This is a genomic window from Streptomyces sp. YPW6, assembly GCF_018866325.1.
Classification (GTDB): Bacteria; Actinomycetota; Actinomycetes; order Streptomycetales; family Streptomycetaceae; genus Streptomyces.
Genome location: NZ_CP076457.1, coordinates 5,132,359 through 5,151,132, shown reverse-complemented (window position 1 = coordinate 5,151,132; position 18,774 = coordinate 5,132,359). Strand labels below are relative to the sequence as shown.

The window sequence follows — 18,774 nt, the reverse complement described above, 5'->3', positions numbered from 1 at the left end:
GACCCCATGTCCCTGGACCACCGGCTGACCGCCGAGCACGAGGAACTGCGCCGCACGGTCGAGGAGTTCGCGCACGACGTGATCGCGCCGAAGATCGGCGACCTCTACGAGCGCCATGAGTTCCCCTACGAGATCGTGCGGGAGATGGGCCGCATGGGCCTGTTCGGGCTGCCGTTCCCGGAGGAGTACGGCGGGATGGGCGGCGACTACCTGGCGCTCGGGATCGCCCTGGAGGAGCTGGCCCGGGTCGACTCCTCGGTGGCGATCACCCTGGAGGCCGGGGTCTCGCTGGGCGCGATGCCGCTGCACCTGTTCGGCACCGAGGAGCAGAAGCGCCGGTGGCTGCCGAAGCTGTGCGCGGGCGAGGCGCTGGGCGCGTTCGGCCTGACCGAGCCGGACGGCGGCTCGGACGCGGGCGGCACCCGGACGACGGCCGTGCTCGACGAGGCGACGAACGAGTGGGTGATCAACGGCTCGAAGTGCTTCATCACCAACTCGGGCACGGACATCACGGAGTTGGTGACCGTCACCGCGGTGACCGGCCGCAAGGAGGACGGCCGCCCGCTGATCTCGGCGATCATCGTCCCGTCGGGCACCCCCGGCTTCACGGTGGCCGCCCCGTACTCCAAGGTCGGCTGGAACGCCTCGGACACCCGCGAGCTGTCCTTCACGGACGTCCGCGTCCCGGCCGCGAACCTCCTGGGCGAACAGGGCCGGGGCTACGCCCAGTTCCTCCGCATCCTGGACGAGGGCCGGATCGCGATCTCGGCCCTGGCGACCGGCCTGGCCCAGGGCTGTGTGGACGAGTCGGTGAAGTACGCCGCCGAGCGCCACGCCTTCGGCAAGCCGATCGGCGCGAACCAGGCCATACAGTTCAAGATCGCCGACATGGAGATGCGCGCCCACATGGCCCGCATCGGCTGGCGCGACGCGGCCTCCCGCCTGGTCGCGGGCGAACCGTTCAAGAAGGAGGCCGCGATCGCGAAGCTGTACTCCTCGACGGTCGCGGTGGACAACGCCCGGGACGCCACACAGATCCACGGCGGCTACGGCTTCATGAACGAGTACCCGGTGGCCCGGATGTGGCGCGACTCCAAGATCCTGGAGATCGGCGAGGGCACGAGCGAGGTCCAGCGGATGCTGATCGCCCGGGAGCTGGGGCTGCCGGGCTGAGCCGGCCGACGCTTCGACCGCCGACCGGTCGCCGTGGAGCCCTTCCACGGCGACCGGATCGCGTCGGATACGCACCGCGGCCCACGGCCCACGGCCGAGGTCCCGCACCGTGCACCCGCCCCCTGCGCCCTGCGCCCTGCGCCCCAGCCTCCACTCCGTCAGAGCGTCCGCCGCCGGCGAGGCCGCGTGTGACTTCTCGCCCTCCGGTTTGTGGCATTCCCGTTCTTCTCCGGGCCGGACGGACTGGCCACCGAGGACGGGGTCCTGAACACGCGCCCGGCAGCGGCGGTGCCTCCCGGCCGCCCCGGCGAGCGCCGCCCACGAGCGCGATGCGCCCCGCAGCACGTGATCTCCACCACGTGTCGGACGCGCGGACCGGGCGAGCGGGAGGCGCGACAGGCGGAAGCAGGGGGACATAACCGCCAGAAACGGCTGAAGGGATCACCGTAAAGATGACCAGGTACCTCAAGTGACTCGATAAGGGCGGCAAAGCGGACAACCCGCACAGCCGCCAGGGGTGGAAGGGATGAGCGAATCCCGTTTAGGTTAGGCTCACCTTACTTCTAGATCGCGCCCCTCGTCCCCTCTTCCTGCCCGGAGGGACGCGATGACGTCCCCTCACCGGGAGGACCCCTTCATGCGTGCGCACCTGCTCAACAACACGACTGCGGAGCACTACAGGAGCACCGTCTCCGCAGGCGTGGAACGGGTCGCGGCCACTCTCGCCACCACCGAGCGCCCCTTCAGCGGGGTCGGGGTCGACGAACTCTCCCCCGTCGTCGACGCGATCGACCTCGACCGGCCGCTGGGCGACGCCGCCGCCGCCCTCGACGAGCTCGGCGAGGTCTACCTCCGCGACGCCGTCTACTTCCACCACCCCCGCTATCTGGGCCACCTCAACTGCCCGGTGGTCATACCCGCGGTGCTCGGCGAAGCCGTGCTCTCCGCGATCAACTCCTCCCTGGACACCTGGGACCAGAGCGCGGGCGGCACGCTCATCGAGCGCCGGCTGATCGACTGGACCACCGGACGGATCGGACTCGGCCCGGCAGCCGACGGGATCTTCACCAGCGGGGGGACGCAGTCCAACCTCCAGGCCCTGCTGCTGGCGCGCGAGGAGGCGAAGGTCCGGCCGGAGCACTTCACCCGGCTGCGGATCTTCACCTCCGAGTGCAGCCACTTCAGCGTGCAGAAGTCCGCCAAACTGCTCGGCCTCGGCCCGGACGCCGTCGTCTCCGTCCCGGTGGACCGCAATAAGCGCATGCAGACCGTGGCGCTCGCCCACGCGCTGGAGAGCTGCGTCGCCGAAGGAGCCGTCCCGATGGCCGTCGTCGCGACCTCCGGCACGACGGACTTCGGCTCCATCGACCCGTTGCCCGAGATCGCCGCGCTCTGCGAGCAGTTCGCCGTCTGGATGCACGTGGACGCCGCGTACGGCTGCGGGCTGCTGGCCTCCCGGAAGCGGCGCGGGCTGCTCGAAGGCATCGAGAAGGCCGACTCCGTGACCGTGGACTACCACAAGTCCTTCTTCCAGCCCGTGAGTTCGTCGGCCGTCCTGGTCCGCGACCGGGCCACCCTGCGCCATGCCACCTACCACGCGGAGTATCTGAACCCGCGCCGGATGGCCGAGGAGCGGATCCCCAACCAGGTCGACAAGTCCCTCCAGACGACCCGCCGGTTCGACGCGCTCAAGCTCTGGATGACGCTGCGCGTCATGGGCGCCGACGGCATCGGCGAGTTGTTCGACGAGGTCTGCGACCTGGCCGCCGAGGGCTGGAAGCTGCTCGCCGCCGACCCGCGCTTCGACGTGGTGGTCCAGCCGCAGCTCTCCACGCTCGTCTTCCGCTACGTCCCGGCCGGGGTCACCGCCCCGGACGAGATCGACCGCGCCAACCTGCACGCCCGCAAGGCGCTGTTCGCCTCCGGCGAGGCGATCGTCGCCGGCACCAAGGTGGGCGACCGCCAGTACCTGAAGTTCACCCTGCTCAACCCCGAAACGACCGCGCACGACATCGCCACGGTCCTCGACCTGATCTCCGGCCACGCCGAGAAGTACCTGGGAGACTCCCTTGACCGCGCTTCCTGAACCCCACGACTTCATCGGGATCGGCCTCGGCCCGTTCAATCTCGGCCTCGCCTGCCTCACCGAGCCGGTCGACGAACTGAACGGCGTCTTCCTGGAGTCCAAGCCGGACTTCGAGTGGCACGCCGGGATGTTCCTCGAAGGGGCGCATCTCCAGACGCCGTTCATGTCGGACCTGGTCACCATGGCAGACCCGACCTCGCCGTACTCCTTCCTCAACTACCTCAAAGAGCGCGGCAGGCTCTACTCGTTCTACATCCGGGAGAACTTCTACCCGCTGCGGACCGAGTACAACGACTACTGCCGCTGGGCCGCCGGGAAGCTGAGCAGCATCCGGTTCGGCGAGACCGTGGCGACGGTGACGTACGACGAGGGCACCGAGCTCTACACCGTGACCACCGTCTCCGGCGAGTCGTTCCGGTCCCGGCATCTCGTCCTCGGCACCGGCACGCCGCCGCACATCCCCGAGGCCTGCCAGGGGCTCGGCGGGGACTTCATCCACAACTCCCGCTACCTGGAGACGAAAGCCGAACTCCAGAAGAAGAAGTCGATCACCCTGGTCGGCAGCGGGCAGAGCGCGGCGGAGATCTACTACGACCTGCTCTCCGAGATCGACACCCACGGTTACCGGCTGAACTGGGTGACGCGCTCCCCGCGGTTCTTCCCGCTGGAGTACACGAAGCTGACGCTGGAGATGACCTCCCCGGAGTACGTCGACTACTTCCACGCGCTGCCCGAGGAGACCCGCTACCGGCTGGAGTCGGGGCAGAAGGGGCTGTTCAAGGGCATCGACGGGGAGCTGATCGACGCGATCTTCGACCTGCTCTACCAGAAGAACCTGCCGGGCCCCGTGCCGACCAGACTCCTCACCAACTCCGCCCTCGTCAGCGCGCGTTACGACGAGGAGGGCGGCGCGTACCGCCTGGGGCTGCGCCAGGAGGAACAGGGCAAGGACTACGAGCTGACCACCGAGGGGCTGATCCTCGCCACCGGGTACCGGTACGAGGCTCCCGCCTTCCTGGACCCGGTCCAGCACCGGCTGCGCCACGACAGCCGGGGGCGCTTCGACGTGGCCCGCAACTACAGCATCGACACCACCGGGCGCGGGGTCTTCCTCCAGAACGCCTCGGTGCACACCCACTCGATCACCTCGCCCGACCTCGGCATGGGCGCCTACCGCAACGCGTACATCATCGGCGAGCTGCTCGGCCGTGAGGTCTACCCGGTCGAGAAGTCCATCGCCTTCCAGGAGTTCGCCGTATGAGCCGCCCCGACACACCGCGCCCCGCCACCATCGGCACGTTCACCGTCCGGCCGCTCGATCCCTCCCCGAGCTCTCAGCTCCGGTCGAGCAGGGGAGGCCCCGTCTCCGACGTCGAGCTGGTGCACGGCTGGGTGACCCACCCCAAGGCCGCGTTCTGGCTGATGGGCGACGCCTCACTCGCCGACGTGGAGCGGGAGTACCGGTCCATCGCCGCCCACCCGCACCACGAGGCGTTCATCGGGCTGCACGACGGCGAACCCGCCTTCCTGATCGAGCGGTACGACCCCACCGAGGTCGAGCTGAAGGGGCTGTACGAGGCGGAGCCCGGCGATGTCGGGATGCACTTCCTGGTCGCCCCCACCGACACCCCGGTCCACGGCTTCACCCGGGCCGTGATCACCGCCGTGATGGACTTCCTGTTCGCCGACCCCACGGTGCGCCGGGTCGTCGTCGAGCCCGACGTGACCAACAGCGCCGTCCAGGCCCTCAACAAGGCCGTCGGGTTCGAGGTGCTCCGCGAGATCGCCAAACCGGAGAAGGACGCTCTGCTCAGCGCCTGCACCCGTGAGCAGTTCGAAGCAGCAACCGGAGGTAACGACCGATGACGACCGTCCTCACCGACAGCGTCGCCCACCTGTCCCCGGGGCGCTGGGCCACCGCAAACCGACTGCTGGTCCGCAAAGCACTGGCGGAATTCAGCCATGAGCGGCTGCTGACCCCCACGCCGGTCGGCGACGACCGCTACACCGTCCGCAGCGACGACGCCTCCACCGAGTACCGTTTCACCGCGCGCACCTTCGCCCTGGACCACTGGCAGGTCGAGGCGGACAGCATCACCCGGCACCGGCACGGATCCGAACTCCCTCTGGACGCGATGGAGTTCCTCACCGAGCTGCGGCACACACTGGGGCTCTCCGAGGAGATCCTGCCGGTGTACCTGGAGGAGATCTCCTCCACGCTGGCCGGAACCGCCTACAAACTCACCAAGGAACCGGCCACCTCGGGCCGGCTCGTCGCCGCCGGTTTCCAGGCCATCGAGACCGGGATGACCGAGGGCCACCCCTGCTTCGTCGCCAACAACGGGCGGCTCGGCTTCGGCGTGGACGAGTACCGGGCGTACGCCCCCGAGGCCGCCTCCCCGATCCGGCTGGTGTGGCTGGCCGCCCGCCGGGAGCGGGCCACCTTCACCTCGGGCGCCGGGCTCGACTACGAGGCACTGATCAAGGAGGAGCTGAGCGAGGCGACCCGGGGCCGGTTCGCCGACGCGCTGCGCGGGCTCGGCCTCGACCCGGACGACTACTTCCTGCTGCCCGTCCACCCCTGGCAGTGGTGGAACAAGCTCGCGGTCACCTTCGCCGGCGAGCTGGCCCAGCGCCACCTGGTGGTGCTCGGGGAGGGCGAGGACGGCTATCTCGCCCAGCAGTCGATCCGCACCTTCTTCAACACCGACCACCCCGAGAAGCACTACGTCAAAACGGCGCTGTCGGTCCTCAACATGGGCTTCATGCGCGGGCTCTCCGCCGCGTACATGGAGGCCACACCCGCGATCAACGACTGGCTGGCCGGTCTCGTCGAGCGCGACGACCTGCTGCGCGGGGCCCGGTTCTCGATCATCCGCGAGCGGGCCGCCATCGGCTACCACCACCGCGGTTACGAGGCCGCCACCGCCAAGGGCTCCCCGTACCGGAAGATGCTCGCCGCCCTGTGGCGCGAGAGCCCGGTGCCGGGCCTCCAGCCGGGCGAGCGGGTCGCGACGATGGCCTCGCTGCTCCACACCGACCACGAGGGCGGCTCGGTGGCCGGGGTGCTGATCGCCGAATCGGGCCTGGACCCGCAGGTGTGGCTGCGGCGCTACCTGGACGCCTACCTGGTGCCGGTGCTGCACAGCTTCTACGCGTACGACCTGGTCTACATGCCGCACGGCGAGAACGTGATCCTGGTGCTGGAGGACGGGGTCGTCACCCGCACGATCTTCAAGGACATCGCCGAGGAGATCGCGGTGATGGACGCGGAGGCGGTGCTGCCGCCGCAGGTCGAGCGGATCCGGGCCGAGGTGCCCGAGGACATGAAGCTGCTGTCGGTCTTCACCGACGTCTTCGACTGCTTCTTCCGCTTCCTGGCGGCGGGCCTGGCCACCGAAGGGCTGCTGGACGAGGACGACTTCTGGCGGACGGTCGCCGCCTGTGTGCGCGACTACCAGGGATCGGTCCCGTATCTCGCGGAGAAGTTCGCGCAGTACGACCTGTTCGAGCCGGAGTTCGCGCTCTCCTGCCTCAACCGCCTCCAGCTGCGCAACAACCAGCAGATGGTCGACCTCAACGACCCTGCCGGAGCGTTGCAGTTGGTGGGCAGCCTGCGGAACCCGATCGCCGGATTCTGAGCCCGGCCGCGCGGCGGCCGCCGGACGGTGAGCGCCCGAGGACGGTCCCTCGGGCGCTCACCCCTTCCCCGGGGCGGGCGGCTGGCAGAATCGGGGCCATGGCGGACATCATCCAGCGGGACGGAACGTGGACGTTCGACGGCGACACTGTGCGCATCGTGCCGGGTGGAAAGGCGCATCCGGTCCGGCAGGAGCTGGGTGAGGTCGCCGTCCCGCTGGAGGCGGTGGCGGGTGTCTCGTTCGAACCGGACCGCAGGGGCGGGCGGCTGCGGCTGCGGCTGCGCGGGGGCGCCTGCCCGGTGCTGCGGGCCGCCGACGGACGGCTCAAGGACGGCGCCGACCCCTATGTGCTGACCGTGGAGAAGGACCGTACGGGGGTCGCGGAGTACTTCGTCGACGAGGTCCGCAACGCGCTGCTGATCGAGCAGGTGCCGGACACCCCGGTGGACCGGTTCCTGCTGCCGGGGCCGGCCCTGCCGGTCTCCGGCGGCGGCGGCGACGGCACGGCGTCCTTCGACGGCGAGAGCGTCCGGCTGACCTGGAACTGGAAGGCCGAGGAGTCCAAGACCGCCGGGGGCGCGTCCACCTTCCCGCTGTCGCGGATCGCGGGGGTGCGGTGGCTGCCGGCGATCGGCCTGGAGAACGGCTACCTGCGCTTCGAGCCGGTGGAGGGGCCCGTCTCCGCGCCGCCGAAGTACGACCCGTACGCCCTGGACCTGTGGGGGATGTCCAAGAAGGAGCACACCGCGGTCCTGGTCGCGGCGGCGGTGCTGACGCGGCTGCCCGGGGCCCGTGCGGCCCTGGACGCCCCGCAGGCGCCCCCGGCGGCCCCGACCGAGGCGGCCGAGCCCGCCGCGGCGCCCGCGGGCGACCACGACGCGCTGCTGCGGCGGCTGCGGGAGCTGGGCGAGCTGCACCGGGCGGGGGTCCTCACCGATGAGGAGTTCAGCACCGCGAAGCAGGCCGTTCTGCGCAGCATGTGACGCGATCGGGCGACGTTCCCCACACTCCCTGCCCGATATCGGGCAGATTTCTTGCGTAAGCACGTCCCGGCACGCACTATCTACGGGTGCTTGAACGCCGCTCGTCGCACGACGACCTCATCGATCACCTCGTACGCTCCACCGCGCTCCAGCGCGGCGAGGCGGCCCGGGTGATCCTCGACGTGCTGGCGTACTTCGACGAGAGCACCGACGACTTCGTCCGGCGCCGCCACCGCGAACTGCAGTCCGGCGGCCTGGTCAACACGGAGATCTTCGAGCGGATCGCGGCCGAGCTGCCGCACCGCGCCGTGGCGCCGCCGGAGCTCTCGCTCCGCCAGCTGCGCCGCATCGTCTACGGCTGAGCGGGCCGGGCGCCCGTGCGCGGGGCGCCGTCACGCATGTGTACGTGTACGTCGATGGAGGGGCAGAGAACTCATGTGCGGGATCGTCGGATACATCGGGAAGCGTGACGTCGCTCCGCTGCTGCTGGAGGGCCTGCAGCGGCTGGAGTACCGGGGGTACGACTCCGCGGGCATCGTCATCACCGGCAAGGCGGCGGCGGGCAGGCCGGGCACGCTGAAGATGGTCAAGGCCAAGGGCCGGGTCCGGGAGCTGGAGGCCAAGGTCCCCAAGCGGTTCGCGGGCACCACCGGCATCGCCCACACCCGCTGGGCCACCCACGGCGCCCCGAGCGACGAGAACGCCCACCCGCACCTGGACGCGGAGAGCAAGGTCGCCGTCGTCCACAACGGGATCATCGACAACGCGGCCGAGCTGCGCACCCGGCTCACCGCGGACGGCGTCGTCTTCCTCTCGGAGACCGACACCGAGGTGCTGACCCACCTGATCGCCCGCGCCCAGGCCGACACCCTGGAGGAGAAGGTCCGCGAGGCGCTGCGCCACGTCGAGGGCACGTACGGCATCGCCGTGCTGCACGCCGACTTCAACGACCGCATCGTGGTCGCCCGCAACGGCTCGCCGGTCGTCCTCGGCATCGGCGAGAAGGAGATGTTCGTCGCCTCCGACGTCGCCGCCCTGGTCGCCCACACCCGCCAGGTCGTCACCCTCGACGACGGCGAGATGGCCACGCTGAAGGCCGACGACTTCCGTACGTACACCACGGAGGGCTCGACCACGACGGCCACGCCGACCACCGTGGAGTGGGAGGCCGAGTCGTACGACATGGGCGGCCACGACACGTACATGCACAAGGAGATCTCCGAGCAGGCCGACGCCGTGGACCGGGTGCTGCGCGGCCGGATCGACGACCGGTTCTCCACCGTGCACCTGGGCGGCCTCAACCTGGACGCCCGCGAGGCACGCGGGGTGCGCCGGATCAAGATCCTCGGCTGCGGCACCTCCTACCACGCGGGCCAGATCGGCGCCCAGCTGATCGAGGAGCTGGCGCGCATCCCCGCCGACGCCGAGCCGGCCTCCGAGTTCCGCTACCGCAACCCGGTCGTGGACCCCGACACCCTGTACGTCGCGGTCTCCCAGTCGGGCGAGACGTACGACGTGCTGGCCGCCGTCCAGGAGCTGAAGCGCAAGGGCGCCCGGGTCCTCGGCGTGGTCAACGTGGTCGGCTCCGCCATCGCCCGGGAGGCCGACGGCGGTACGTACGTCCACGCGGGCCCGGAGGTCTGCGTCGTCTCCACCAAGTGCTTCACCAACACGGTGGTCGCCTTCGCGCTGCTCGCGCTGCACCTGGGCCGCATCCGCGACCTGTCGGTCGCGGACGGCAAGCGGATCATCGACGGGCTGCGCCGGCTTCCCGAGCAGATCAGCGAGATCCTGGCGGGCGAGGACGAGATCAAGCGGCTCGCGGCGGAGTACGCGGACGCCAGGTCGATGATGTTCATCGGCCGGGTGCGCGGCTACCCGGTGGCCCGCGAGGCCTCGCTGAAGCTGAAGGAGGTCTCGTACATCCACGCCGAGGCCTACCCGGCCTCCGAGCTGAAGCACGGCCCGCTCGCGCTGATCGAGCCCGCGATGCCGACCGTGGCGATCGTGCCGGACGACGACCTGCTGGAGAAGAACCGCGCCGCGATGGAGGAGATCAAGGCCCGCAGCGGCCGCATCCTCGCGGTGGCCCACCAGATGCAGGAGAAGGCCGACCACACGATCGTCGTGCCGAAGAACGAGAACGAGCTGGACCCGATCCTCATGGGCATCCCGCTCCAGCTGTTCGCGTACCACACGGCCCTCGCGATGGGCCGGGACATCGACAAGCCGCGCAACCTGGCGAAGTCCGTGACGGTCGAGTAGCGAGACGGACGGCCGCACAGGCGCCGGAGACGGACGTTGGGCCCCGCACCGCGACGACGCGGTGCGGGGCCCAACGCGTGCTGCTGTGCGACCTTCTGGCGGCCTCTCAGGGAATGACGACGACGGGGCGTTGCGCGCGGCGGGCCAGGCGGCCGGCCACCGAGCCGAAGATCCGGCCGACGATGCCGTGCGTGGAGCCGACGACGATGGCGTCGGCGGCGTACTCCCGGCCGACCTCCTCCAGCTCGTGGCAGATGTCGCCACCGCGCTCGACGAGCACCCAGGGCACCTCGGAGAGGTAGTCGGCGCAGGCCAGCTCCAGACCGAGGACCTCGGTGCGGTGGTCGGGGACGTCGACGAAGACGGGGGGCTCGCAGCCGGCCCAGACGGTGGTCGGCAGCCGGTTGGCGACATGGACGATGATCAGGCCGGAACCCGACCTGCCGGCCATGCCGATGGCGTAGGCGAGGGCCCGCTCACTGGATGTGGAGCCGTCGAAACCGACCACGACTCCGTGCCGGAACGCGGGATCGCACGCGTGGCGTGATTCTTCGACCGTCCGCGGCTCCGACCCGGGGTCGGCGAGCGGCTTGCGGTCCTTGGGTTCAGGGATTTCGTGACCGGCCATCGGTGTCTCGGCGAAGAGAGTCCTCGTGAGGAGGGAACGGTTTCGATGTGCGTCGGGTGCGTCAGCTGGTGGTGAAGCTCTGTCCGGGAATCATCTTCCCAACCCCATACCCCCAAGGGTACGGCGTCACTCCTCCATCGCCCAGACCCCCGCAAAAGCGTGCGTGACGCTGGAGGGAGCATGCACGAGCCCGTCCGGTATGGCAATGCCGGTTGTGTTGTACACGGGACTTCGCGGGGGTGAACACCGTCGGGCGTCCTGTTTTTCGCGCGGCTTCGCGACACCCCGCCAGGGGCGGCGAGTGGAGCCGCACCCGGTCCCTGTTGGCCACGCACCGGAACGCCGCCCACAGCCCGTCGCTCGCACGTTCCCCGGCGCGGCGGCCGGTGACGCCGCGCCGGGGAGCCCTGGCCCCGTCCGCGCCGCAACGCCTGCCGTCACCGTCCTTCCTGACCCGAGCACGCCACACGCCCACCGCCGCGAGGGAGCGCATCGGCGCGGCGGTCTCACGGCGGTTGTGCGCCCGGCGTGACCGGATCCAGCACACACAACCGATGATTTTCAGCCAACTTCACCCAGGGGTCGGACCCTTCCCGGGATGGCCGGACAACCCACCGCCCACCAGGCAGGAACGGACCGCGCGGTACGCTTTCACCCGACGCGGACGGGCCACGTTGGCGAAGGGCACTTCCCTGTGCGCTTCGCGGGTGGAACGCTTCGTGATCGAACGCTTCACGCCACGTTTCCTTATCGACATTGAGCTGGTGGGGGAAGGTGTCACGGCGTAACCACGCGACGCAGTAGATTCGATCTTGAAAAATCGGGGGCTGGGGAACCGTGCGAAACCGAGGGGAAACGTGCAGGAGCGGCAGGCCCGTAAGGACCAGGGAGACGCGAACACCGAGGGGGGCTTAGCGTCATGAGCCAGGACTCCGCCACCGCGACGGAGGCCGCACGCAAGCTGACCGGGCGGCGACGCCGGGAAGTCGTTGCCGTGCTGCTGTTCAGCGGCGGCCCTATCTTCGAGAGCTCCATCCCGCTCTCCGTCTTCGGAATCGACCGGCAGGACGCGGGAGTTCCCCGCTACCGCCTGCTGGTCTGCGGGGGCGAGGAAGGACCGCTGCGCACCACAGGTGGGCTCGAACTCACCGCACCGTACGGCCTGGAGGCGATCAGCAGGGCCGGCACCGTGGTGGTGCCCGCCTGGCGGTCGATCACCTCGCCGCCGCCCGCCGAGGCACTGGACGCGCTGCGGCGCGCCCACGAGGAGGGCGCCCGCATCGTCGGTCTGTGCACGGGAGCCTTCGTGCTCGCGGCCGCCGGCCTGCTGGACGGGCGGCCGGCCACCACACACTGGATGTACGCGCCGACGCTGGCCAAGCGCTATCCGTCGGTGCACGTCGATCCGCGCGAGCTGTTCGTGGACGACGGGGACGTGCTCACCTCCGCCGGTACGGCGGCGGGTATCGATCTCTGCCTCCACATCGTCCGCACCGACCACGGCACGGAGGCGGCCGGGGCACTCGCCCGCCGGCTCGTCGTGCCGCCGCGGCGCAGTGGCGGGCAGGAGCGCTACCTGGACAGGTCTTTACCGGAGGAGATCGGGTCCGACCCGCTCGCCGAGGTCGTGGCCTGGGCCCTGGAGCATCTGCACGAGCAGTTCGACGTGGAGACGCTCGCGGCGCGTGCCTACATGAGCAGGCGGACCTTCGACCGCAGGTTCCGCTCGCTCACCGGCAGCGCTCCGCTCCAGTGGCTGATCACCCAGCGGGTGCTGCAGGCGCAGCGGCTGCTGGAGACCTCCGACTACTCGGTCGACGAGGTCGCGGGCCGCTGCGGCTTCCGCTCCCCGGTCGCGCTGCGCGGGCACTTCCGCCGCCAGCTCGGCTCCTCCCCCGCCGCGTACCGGGCCGCCTACCGGGCCCGCCGTCCGCAGGGGGTGGCGGAGACCGCCGCGACGGTGGTCGAGACGATGGTGCCCAGCCAGGGGCCGCCGTCCGGACGCCGGGGCTCCCCGATGCCCTCCGCACCGGTCGTCGTGGCGGCTTCGACGGGGCCCGGGGAGCACTCCCTGCCCGGCCCCGACGCGTTCGTTCCCGGACGCCCGGCCCTGCCGGGACAGCGGAGTGCCCCGTAGGGTGGGGCCCATGAACGACCGCATGGTGTGGATCGACTGCGAGATGACCGGGCTCTCGTTGACGGACGACGCACTCATCGAGGTGGCCGCCCTGGTCACCGACTCGGAGCTGAACGTGCTCGGCGAAGGGGTGGACATCGTGATCCGCCCGCCGGACGCGGCCCTGGAGACCATGCCCGAGGTGGTGCGGCAGATGCACACCGCCTCGGGCCTCCTCGACGAGCTGGCCGGGGGCACCACCCTGGCGGACGCCGAGGAACAGGTCCTGGCCTACGTCCGCGAGCATGTGAAGGAGCCCGGCAAGGCCCCGCTCTGCGGAAACTCGGTCGGTACCGACCGCGGCTTCCTGGCGCGGGACATGCGGGATCTGGAGAGCTACCTGCACTACCGGATCGTGGACGTGTCCTCGGTCAAGGAGCTGGCCCGGCGCTGGTTCCCCCGGGCGTACTTCAACAGCCCGGACAAGAACGGCAACCACCGGGCACTGGCGGACATCCGTGACTCGATCACGGAGCTCCGCTACTACCGGGAGGCGGTCTTCGTCCCGCAGCCCGGCCCGGACTCGGAGCGCGCCAAGGAGATCGCGGCGCGCCTGGCGGCCCCGGCCGCACCGTAGGAACCCGCTGTTCACGGGCGCGAGAGCGCCCGCGGACCGGCGCCCGGAAACGTGGGCGCGAGCACCCTCCCGGACCCTGTACACTTTTTCTCGGCCGGTCGGAAACGACCGGACGACATGGTGGGTATAGCTCAGATGGTAGAGCACCTGGTTGTGGTCCAGGATGTCGCGGGTTCAAGTCCCGTTACTCACCCTGAAGCAAGGGCCCCGGTCTTCGGACCGGGGCCCTTGCTGTTTCTCCGGGCGCTTCCGGTTCTCTCCCGGCCGCCTGGCCGGCCCTGTGCGGCAGGCGGCCGTGCGACGACGAGCCCCCGGGCCGTCTCACGACGAGTCGCGGACGACCAGTTCCGTGGGGAGGACCAGCGAGGGGCGCTCGCCGCCCGGGACCCGGCCCGCGATCTCGTCCAGGAGGAGGCGCGCCATACGGCGGCCCATCTCCTCTATGGGCTGGCGGACGCTGGTGAGGGGCGGGTGCATGTGGCGGGCGACGACCGAGTCGTCGAAGCCGACCAGGGCCACGTCCTCGGGGATCCGGCGGTCCGCCTCGCGCAGGACCTGGCGGGCCCCGGCGGCCATCACGTCGGAGGCGACGAAGACCGCGTCCAGGCCGGGGCGGCGGGCCAGGAGGTCGCGCATGGCCGCCGCGCCGCCCTCCTCGGTGAAGTCGGCGGGGGCGATGAGGCGCTCGTCGGGGGCCAGCCCGGCGGCGGAGACCGCGGCGCGGTAGCCGTCCAGGCGGCGCTGGGCGCCGTACACCTCCAGACGGCCGGTGATCGTGGCGATCCGGCGGCGGCCCCGGGAGACGAGGTGCTCGACGGCGGCCCGCGCGCCCTCGAAGTTGTCGGAGTCGACCGAGGGCAGCGTCTCGGCCGCGTGCCGGGCGCCGCTGATCACACACGGCATGCCGAGCTGCTCCAGCAGCTCCGGCAGCGGGTCGTCCGCGTGCACGGCGACCAGCAGGACCCCGTCGACGCGGTGGGCGGTGAGGTACTGGGCGAGGCGGCGGCGCTCGCGGTCGTTGCCGACGAGGGTGAGGAGCAGCTGCATCTCGGTGTCGGCGAGGGCCGCCCCGACGCCGCGCACTATGGCGGAGAAGTACGGCTCGGCGAAGAAGCGGGTCTCCGGCTCGGGCACCACCAGGGCGATGGCGTCGGTGCGGTTGCCCGCCAGGGCCCGGGCGGCACGGTTGGGGACGTATCCCAGCTCGGCCACGGCCGCCTCCACCGCCTGCCGGGTCGCTTCGCTGACCCGGGGCGAGCCGTTGATGACCCGCGAGGCGGTGCCCCGGCCGACACCGGCCCGTGCCGCCACCTCTTCGAGCGTGGGCCGCCCGCCGCTCCGTACTCGCGCTGCCGCCATGGCCGCCTCCCCGTTCCCGGTCAATTTCTCACAGCCGTTACGTCAATCCAAGTCCTGGATCGATCACCTCGACGAGCGTACGGACAGCCTAATGGGAGCGCTCCCAGAAGAGGTGACGCAACGGCGGTGGGCCCGGCCGGGGCAGCCGGGCCCACCGCTTCCGCGAGGTCAGGCCCACGGGGGGAGGCGGCGCGGGACGGCCGGTCCGTCAGGCCTCCGGGGGCAGCGCGTGACGGGCGATCACGTCGCCGTACCAGTGGGCGCTGGACTTCGGCGTGCGGCGCTGGGTCGCGTAGTCGACGTACACCGCGCCGAAGCGCTTCGCATAGCCGTAGCCCCATTCGAAGTTGTCCATCAGGGACCAGAGGAAGTAGCCCCGTACGTCGGCGCCGTCGGCCACCGCCCGGCGTACCGCCTCCAGGTGGCCGTGCAGATAGGCGATCCGCTCGGGGTCGTGGACCCGGCCGTCCGCGTCCGGGGCGTCCTCGAAGGCGGCCCCGTTCTCGGTGACCATCAGCGGCAGGCCGGGGTGCTCGCGCGCGACGTCCATGAGGAGGGCGTGCAGACCGTCCGGGTCGACCGACCAGTTCATGGCGGTGCGCGGCTTGCCCTCCGCCAGGTGGAAGGCCACGTGCTCGGAGCCGGGCCACGGGGAGTGGTCGCTGCTGCCGTGGCCGTCGTTGCGGGTGTCCCCGGCACCGTCGGCGGGGGTCGAGACGATGGTGGGCGTGTAGTAGTTGACGCCGAGGACGTCGATCGGGGCGGCGATGGCGGCGAGGTCTCCCTCGTGGATCAACTCCGCCCAGTTCACGATGCGTTCGGTATCGGCCAGCAGGTCTTCCGGGTACGCGCCCCTCAGCATCGGACCGGTGAAGATCCGGTTGCCCACCGCGTCGATCCGGCGGGCCGCGTCCGCGTCCTGCGCGCTGCCGGTCAGCGGGCGCACCTGGTGGAGGTTGAGGGTGACCGAGGTCTGCGCGGCGGCGGGGAGGTTCGCGCGCAGCGCCTCGGTCGCCCGGCCGTGGGCGAGGTTCAGGTGGTGGGCGGCCCGCAGCGCGGCGGCCGGTTCGGTGCGGCCGGGGGCGTGGACCCCGGAGCCGTATCCGAGGAAGGCCGAACACCAGGGCTCGTTCAGCGTCGTCCACGTCGAGACCCGGTCGCCGAGCGCGCGGGCCATGATCGCCGCGTAGTCGGCGAACCGTTCGGCCGTCGCCCGCTCGGGCCAGCCGCCCGCGTCCTCCAGCTCCTGCGGCAGGTCCCAGTGGTAGAGGGTGGCGACGGGCTGGATGCCGGCCGCGAGCAGTTCGTCGACGAGGGAGCGGTAGAAGTCCAGGCCGCGTTCGATCGCGGGGCCGCGGCCGGTGGGCTGGACCCGTGACCAGGAGACGGAGAAGCGGTACGCCTGGAGGCCGAGGCGCTTCATCAGGGCGACGTCGTCGCGGAAGCGGTGGAAGTGGTCGGCGGCGACGTCCCCGGTGTCGCCGCCCAGGACCTTGCCGGGGGTGTGGCTGAAGGTGTCCCAGATGGAGGGGGTGCGGCCCTGCTCGGAGGCCGCGCCCTCCACCTGGTACGCGGCGGTGGCCGCGCCCCACAGGAAGCCGGCCGGGAAGGGGGCCTGGGCTGCGGGTGCCTGCTGAGGGACCGTGTCGGGTCGGACGGCTGTCATGCGGAAGCGCTCCCTTGGAGGACGTGAGGGGTGAGGGGTGACACGTGAGGAAGAAGAGTCGGTGGCCGGCCTCGGCCGTGGAGGGTCGTCAGCACCGGCCGTGGAGGGCGGTCAGCCCCGGCCGTGGAGGCGGTCGGTCTACCGTGGAGGGTCGTCAGCCCCGGCCGTGGAGGGTGACCGGCCTCGGCGGTGGAGGGCGGTCGGCGTGACCGGCCGGGGCGGCCCCCTCGACCACGCCGGGCGGACCGCCCTCGACGGGGCGGGGCGCTCACCCCTTGACGGCGCCGGACATGATGCCGCCGACGATCCGCTTGCCGAAGAGGACGAACACCACCAGCAGCGGAAGCGTGCTGATCAGCGCGCCCGCCATCACGATGGACTGGTCGGGGGTGTACGAGGCGCTGAGCTGGCCGAGCGCCACCTGAAGGGTCGGGTTCTGCTGGTTGAGGGCCAGGTAGGGCCAGAAGAAGTCGTTCCACGCCTGGACGAAGGTGAGCATCCCGAGCACCATCATCGCGGGGCGCGCCACCGGCAGCACCACGCTGCGCACGATGCGGAAGTTGTTCGCCCCGTCGATCTTGGCCGCCTCGATCAGCTCGTACGGCAGGGCCTCGATGAGGTACTGGCGCATGAAGAACACCCCGAAGGCGCTCACCAGGGTCGGGAAGATCACCGATTCGAGCCGGCCGCCCCAGCCGAGGCCGGACATCATCATGAACAGGGGGACGACGCTGAGCTGCGGCGGGATGGTGAGGGTCGCGATGACCGCGGTCATCAGCCAGCCGCGGCCCCGGAAACGCATCTTGGCGAACGCGTAGCCGGCGAGCGTGCAGAAGAAGAGGGTGGCGAGGGTGATCGAGGACGAGACGATGACGCTGTTGACGATCGCCTTGCCGAGGTTCGCCTGTTCCCAGGCGCTCTGGACGTTCTCGATCAGCTTTCCGCCGGGGAGGAACGGCGGGGTGGAGTCGAGGACTTCGTCCTGGGTGCGGGAGGCCGCGACCAGGGTCCAGTAGAGCGGCAGCAGCGAGCCGAGGCCGACGACGGCGAGCGCCGCGTAGGCGAAGGGGCCGCCCTTCAGCTGTTGCCCGGCGCCCATCCGGAAGCGCCTGCGGCGCGCGGGGCCGTCGCCCGGCGGGGGCGGCGCGAGCTTGACGGGGGCGGTGGGAGTGGGGCTGGTCAGGGTCATGAAGGCGCTCCCGGTCGGACCGCGGACGTGCGGGCGAATCGGCCGACGATCCAGTTGGCCGCGGCGATGAGCAGCAGGAGGGCGAGCATCGCCCAGGCGACGGCGGCGGCCGGGCCGAGATGCCCGAGGTTCCAGCCGTAGTTGTAGAGGTAGATGCTGAGCGTCTCGTACTGGTTCTCGTTGCCGCCGGTGGCGCCCAGCGCACCGCCCTCCAGCAGCAGCGGTTCGCCGAAGAGCTGGAGGGAGCCGATGGTGGAGATGACGATCGTGAAGAGGATCGTGGGCCGCAGCGAGGGGATGGTGACCTTGCGGAACTGCTGCCAGCGCGAGGCGCCGTCCAGCGAGGCCGCTTCGTAGAGGTCGGCGGGGACGGCCTGCATCGCCGCGAGGTAGATCAGCGCGTTGTAGCCGGTCCACCGCCAGATGACGATGACCGAGATGGCGAGCTTCGACGTCCAGTGCCCGTTGGCCCAGTTGACCGGATCGAAGCCGACGAGGCCGAGCGTCCAGTTGAGCAGTCCGCCGTCGGCCCGGAACACCAGGGCGAAGACGAGGGCGGCGGAGGCCACGGAGGTGGCGTACGGGGTGAGGATGACCGTGCGCCAGAACGTGCTGGCTCGCAGGCGGTAGTTGAGGAGATGGGCGATGCCCAGGGCCATCAGGAGCTGCGGGACGGTCGAGATGACGCCGATGAGGAAGGTGTTGCTGACGGAGGTCCAGAACTCGGGGTCGTGCAGGATCGTGTCGAAGTTGTCCCAGCCCACCCACTCCGCCGAGTCCAGGCCGGTCATCTCCACCCGGTGCAGGGCGATCCAGCCGGTGTAGAGCAGCGGGTAGAGGCCGAAGGCCCCGAAGACGAGGAAGAACGGGGCGATGTAGGCGTACGGGGACGCCTGGTCGTCGAACCGCCACAGCCGGCTGCGCCACCACTGCCGTCGCTCGTCGGTCGGTTCCTTCTTCGGTGCGCGGGGCGCCTTCGCGTCCGCGTCCCGGGTGGGGGCAGAGGTTGCCACGGGCGGGGAGTCCTTCCC

The 18,774-nt window shown here is 70.9% G+C and carries 15 protein-coding genes and 1 tRNA gene; 11 read left to right on the top strand and 5 right to left on the bottom strand.

Annotated features, from left to right (window positions below; translation table 11 throughout):
* Positions 1–6: 6 nt before the first annotated feature.
* The 8 genes from KME66_RS22785 to glmS all read left to right on the top strand — a co-directional run bounded on the left by KME66_RS22785 (position 7) and on the right by glmS (position 10,148).
* On the top strand, positions 7–1,173 hold the full coding sequence (locus tag KME66_RS22785; RefSeq protein WP_216325335.1) for an acyl-CoA dehydrogenase family protein: 1,167 nt from the start codon (positions 7–9) through the stop codon (positions 1,171–1,173).
* Positions 1,174–1,810: 637 nt separating this feature from the next.
* Complete coding sequence (locus KME66_RS22780; RefSeq protein WP_216325331.1) at positions 1,811–3,259, top strand: aspartate aminotransferase family protein; 1,449 nt, start codon at positions 1,811–1,813, stop codon at positions 3,257–3,259.
* Positions 3,243–4,520: a lysine N(6)-hydroxylase/L-ornithine N(5)-oxygenase family protein gene (locus KME66_RS22775; RefSeq protein WP_216325328.1), complete on the top strand. Its 1,278-nt coding sequence runs from the start codon at positions 3,243–3,245 to the stop codon at positions 4,518–4,520. The genes KME66_RS22780 and KME66_RS22775 overlap by 17 nt, the downstream gene beginning before the upstream one ends.
* Entirely contained in the window at positions 4,517–5,125 is a 609-nt protein-coding gene (locus tag KME66_RS22770) for a GNAT family N-acetyltransferase (RefSeq protein WP_073216271.1), read from the top strand. The genes KME66_RS22775 and KME66_RS22770 overlap by 4 nt, the downstream gene beginning before the upstream one ends.
* On the top strand, positions 5,122–6,900 hold the full coding sequence (locus tag KME66_RS22765; RefSeq protein WP_216325324.1) for an IucA/IucC family siderophore biosynthesis protein: 1,779 nt from the start codon (positions 5,122–5,124) through the stop codon (positions 6,898–6,900). Before KME66_RS22770 ends, KME66_RS22765 begins: the two co-directional genes overlap by 4 nt.
* A gap of 98 nt (positions 6,901–6,998) precedes the next feature.
* A complete protein-coding gene (locus KME66_RS22760; protein ID WP_216325321.1) occupies positions 6,999–7,883 on the top strand; it encodes a DUF4429 domain-containing protein in 885 nt (294 codons plus the stop codon).
* 86 nt (positions 7,884–7,969) lie between these two features.
* On the top strand, positions 7,970–8,245 hold the full coding sequence (locus KME66_RS22755) for a hypothetical protein (RefSeq protein WP_003968990.1): 276 nt from the start codon (positions 7,970–7,972) through the stop codon (positions 8,243–8,245).
* Between the two features lie 73 nt (positions 8,246–8,318).
* Entirely contained in the window at positions 8,319–10,148 is a 1,830-nt protein-coding gene (glmS, locus tag KME66_RS22750) for a glutamine--fructose-6-phosphate transaminase (isomerizing) (RefSeq protein ID WP_216325318.1), read from the top strand.
* A gap of 106 nt (positions 10,149–10,254) precedes the next feature.
* Here glmS and KME66_RS22745 read toward each other — a convergent pair whose 3' ends face one another.
* Positions 10,255–10,776 carry a universal stress protein gene (locus KME66_RS22745; protein ID WP_073216260.1) on the bottom strand — a complete coding sequence of 174 codons (522 nt, stop codon included), beginning with the start codon at positions 10,774–10,776 and terminating at the stop codon, positions 10,255–10,257.
* A gap of 919 nt (positions 10,777–11,695) precedes the next feature.
* Between KME66_RS22745 and KME66_RS22740 the strand changes: the two genes are divergently transcribed.
* The 3 genes from KME66_RS22740 (at position 11,696) to KME66_RS22730 (ending at position 13,722) form a co-directional block, all read left to right on the top strand.
* Complete coding sequence (locus tag KME66_RS22740; protein ID WP_073216257.1) at positions 11,696–12,913, top strand: helix-turn-helix domain-containing protein; 1,218 nt, start codon at positions 11,696–11,698, stop codon at positions 12,911–12,913.
* Positions 12,914–12,923: 10 nt separating this feature from the next.
* Entirely contained in the window at positions 12,924–13,529 is a 606-nt protein-coding gene (gene orn, locus KME66_RS22735; protein WP_216325315.1) for an oligoribonuclease, read from the top strand.
* A 120-nt stretch (positions 13,530–13,649) separates the two neighbouring features.
* A tRNA-His gene (locus tag KME66_RS22730) sits at positions 13,650–13,722 on the top strand.
* A 128-nt stretch (positions 13,723–13,850) separates the two neighbouring features.
* Here the strand turns inward: KME66_RS22730 and KME66_RS22725 are convergent.
* The 4 genes from KME66_RS22725 to KME66_RS22710 all read right to left on the bottom strand — a co-directional run bounded on the left by KME66_RS22725 (position 13,851) and on the right by KME66_RS22710 (position 18,756).
* Entirely contained in the window at positions 13,851–14,888 is a 1,038-nt protein-coding gene (locus tag KME66_RS22725) for a LacI family DNA-binding transcriptional regulator (RefSeq protein WP_073216253.1), read from the bottom strand.
* Positions 14,889–15,096: 208 nt separating this feature from the next.
* Positions 15,097–16,554, bottom strand: coding sequence for a GH1 family beta-glucosidase (locus KME66_RS22720; protein WP_073216234.1), 1,458 nt, complete (start codon positions 16,552–16,554; stop codon positions 15,097–15,099).
* A 268-nt stretch (positions 16,555–16,822) separates the two neighbouring features.
* Positions 16,823–17,743: a carbohydrate ABC transporter permease gene (locus KME66_RS22715; RefSeq protein WP_073216232.1), complete on the bottom strand. Its 921-nt coding sequence runs from the start codon at positions 17,741–17,743 to the stop codon at positions 16,823–16,825.
* Entirely contained in the window at positions 17,740–18,756 is a 1,017-nt protein-coding gene (locus tag KME66_RS22710) for a carbohydrate ABC transporter permease (RefSeq protein ID WP_073216229.1), read from the bottom strand. Before KME66_RS22710 ends, KME66_RS22715 begins: the two co-directional genes overlap by 4 nt.
* Positions 18,757–18,774: the final 18 nt, after the last annotated feature.

Excerpts from the sequence above, each read along its gene's own strand:
- KME66_RS22785 (WP_216325335.1), top strand. The coding sequence starts at position 7 with ATGTCCCTGGACCACCGGCTGACCGCCGAGCACGAGGAACTGCGCCGC.
- KME66_RS22780 (WP_216325331.1), top strand. The coding sequence starts at position 1,811 with ATGCGTGCGCACCTGCTCAACAACACGACTGCGGAGCACTACAGGAGC.
- KME66_RS22770 (WP_073216271.1), top strand. The coding sequence starts at position 4,517 with ATGAGCCGCCCCGACACACCGCGCCCCGCCACCATCGGCACGTTCACC.
- KME66_RS22765 (WP_216325324.1), top strand. The coding sequence starts at position 5,122 with ATGACGACCGTCCTCACCGACAGCGTCGCCCACCTGTCCCCGGGGCGC.
- KME66_RS22760 (WP_216325321.1), top strand. The coding sequence starts at position 6,999 with ATGGCGGACATCATCCAGCGGGACGGAACGTGGACGTTCGACGGCGAC.
- glmS (WP_216325318.1), top strand. The coding sequence starts at position 8,319 with ATGTGCGGGATCGTCGGATACATCGGGAAGCGTGACGTCGCTCCGCTG.
- KME66_RS22745 (WP_073216260.1), bottom strand. The coding sequence starts at position 10,776 with ATGGCCGGTCACGAAATCCCTGAACCCAAGGACCGCAAGCCGCTCGCC.
- KME66_RS22740 (WP_073216257.1), top strand. The coding sequence starts at position 11,696 with ATGAGCCAGGACTCCGCCACCGCGACGGAGGCCGCACGCAAGCTGACC.
- orn (WP_216325315.1), top strand. The coding sequence starts at position 12,924 with ATGAACGACCGCATGGTGTGGATCGACTGCGAGATGACCGGGCTCTCG.
- KME66_RS22725 (WP_073216253.1), bottom strand. The coding sequence starts at position 14,888 with ATGGCGGCAGCGCGAGTACGGAGCGGCGGGCGGCCCACGCTCGAAGAG.
- KME66_RS22720 (WP_073216234.1), bottom strand. The coding sequence starts at position 16,554 with ATGACAGCCGTCCGACCCGACACGGTCCCTCAGCAGGCACCCGCAGCC.
- KME66_RS22715 (WP_073216232.1), bottom strand. The coding sequence starts at position 17,743 with ATGACCCTGACCAGCCCCACTCCCACCGCCCCCGTCAAGCTCGCGCCG.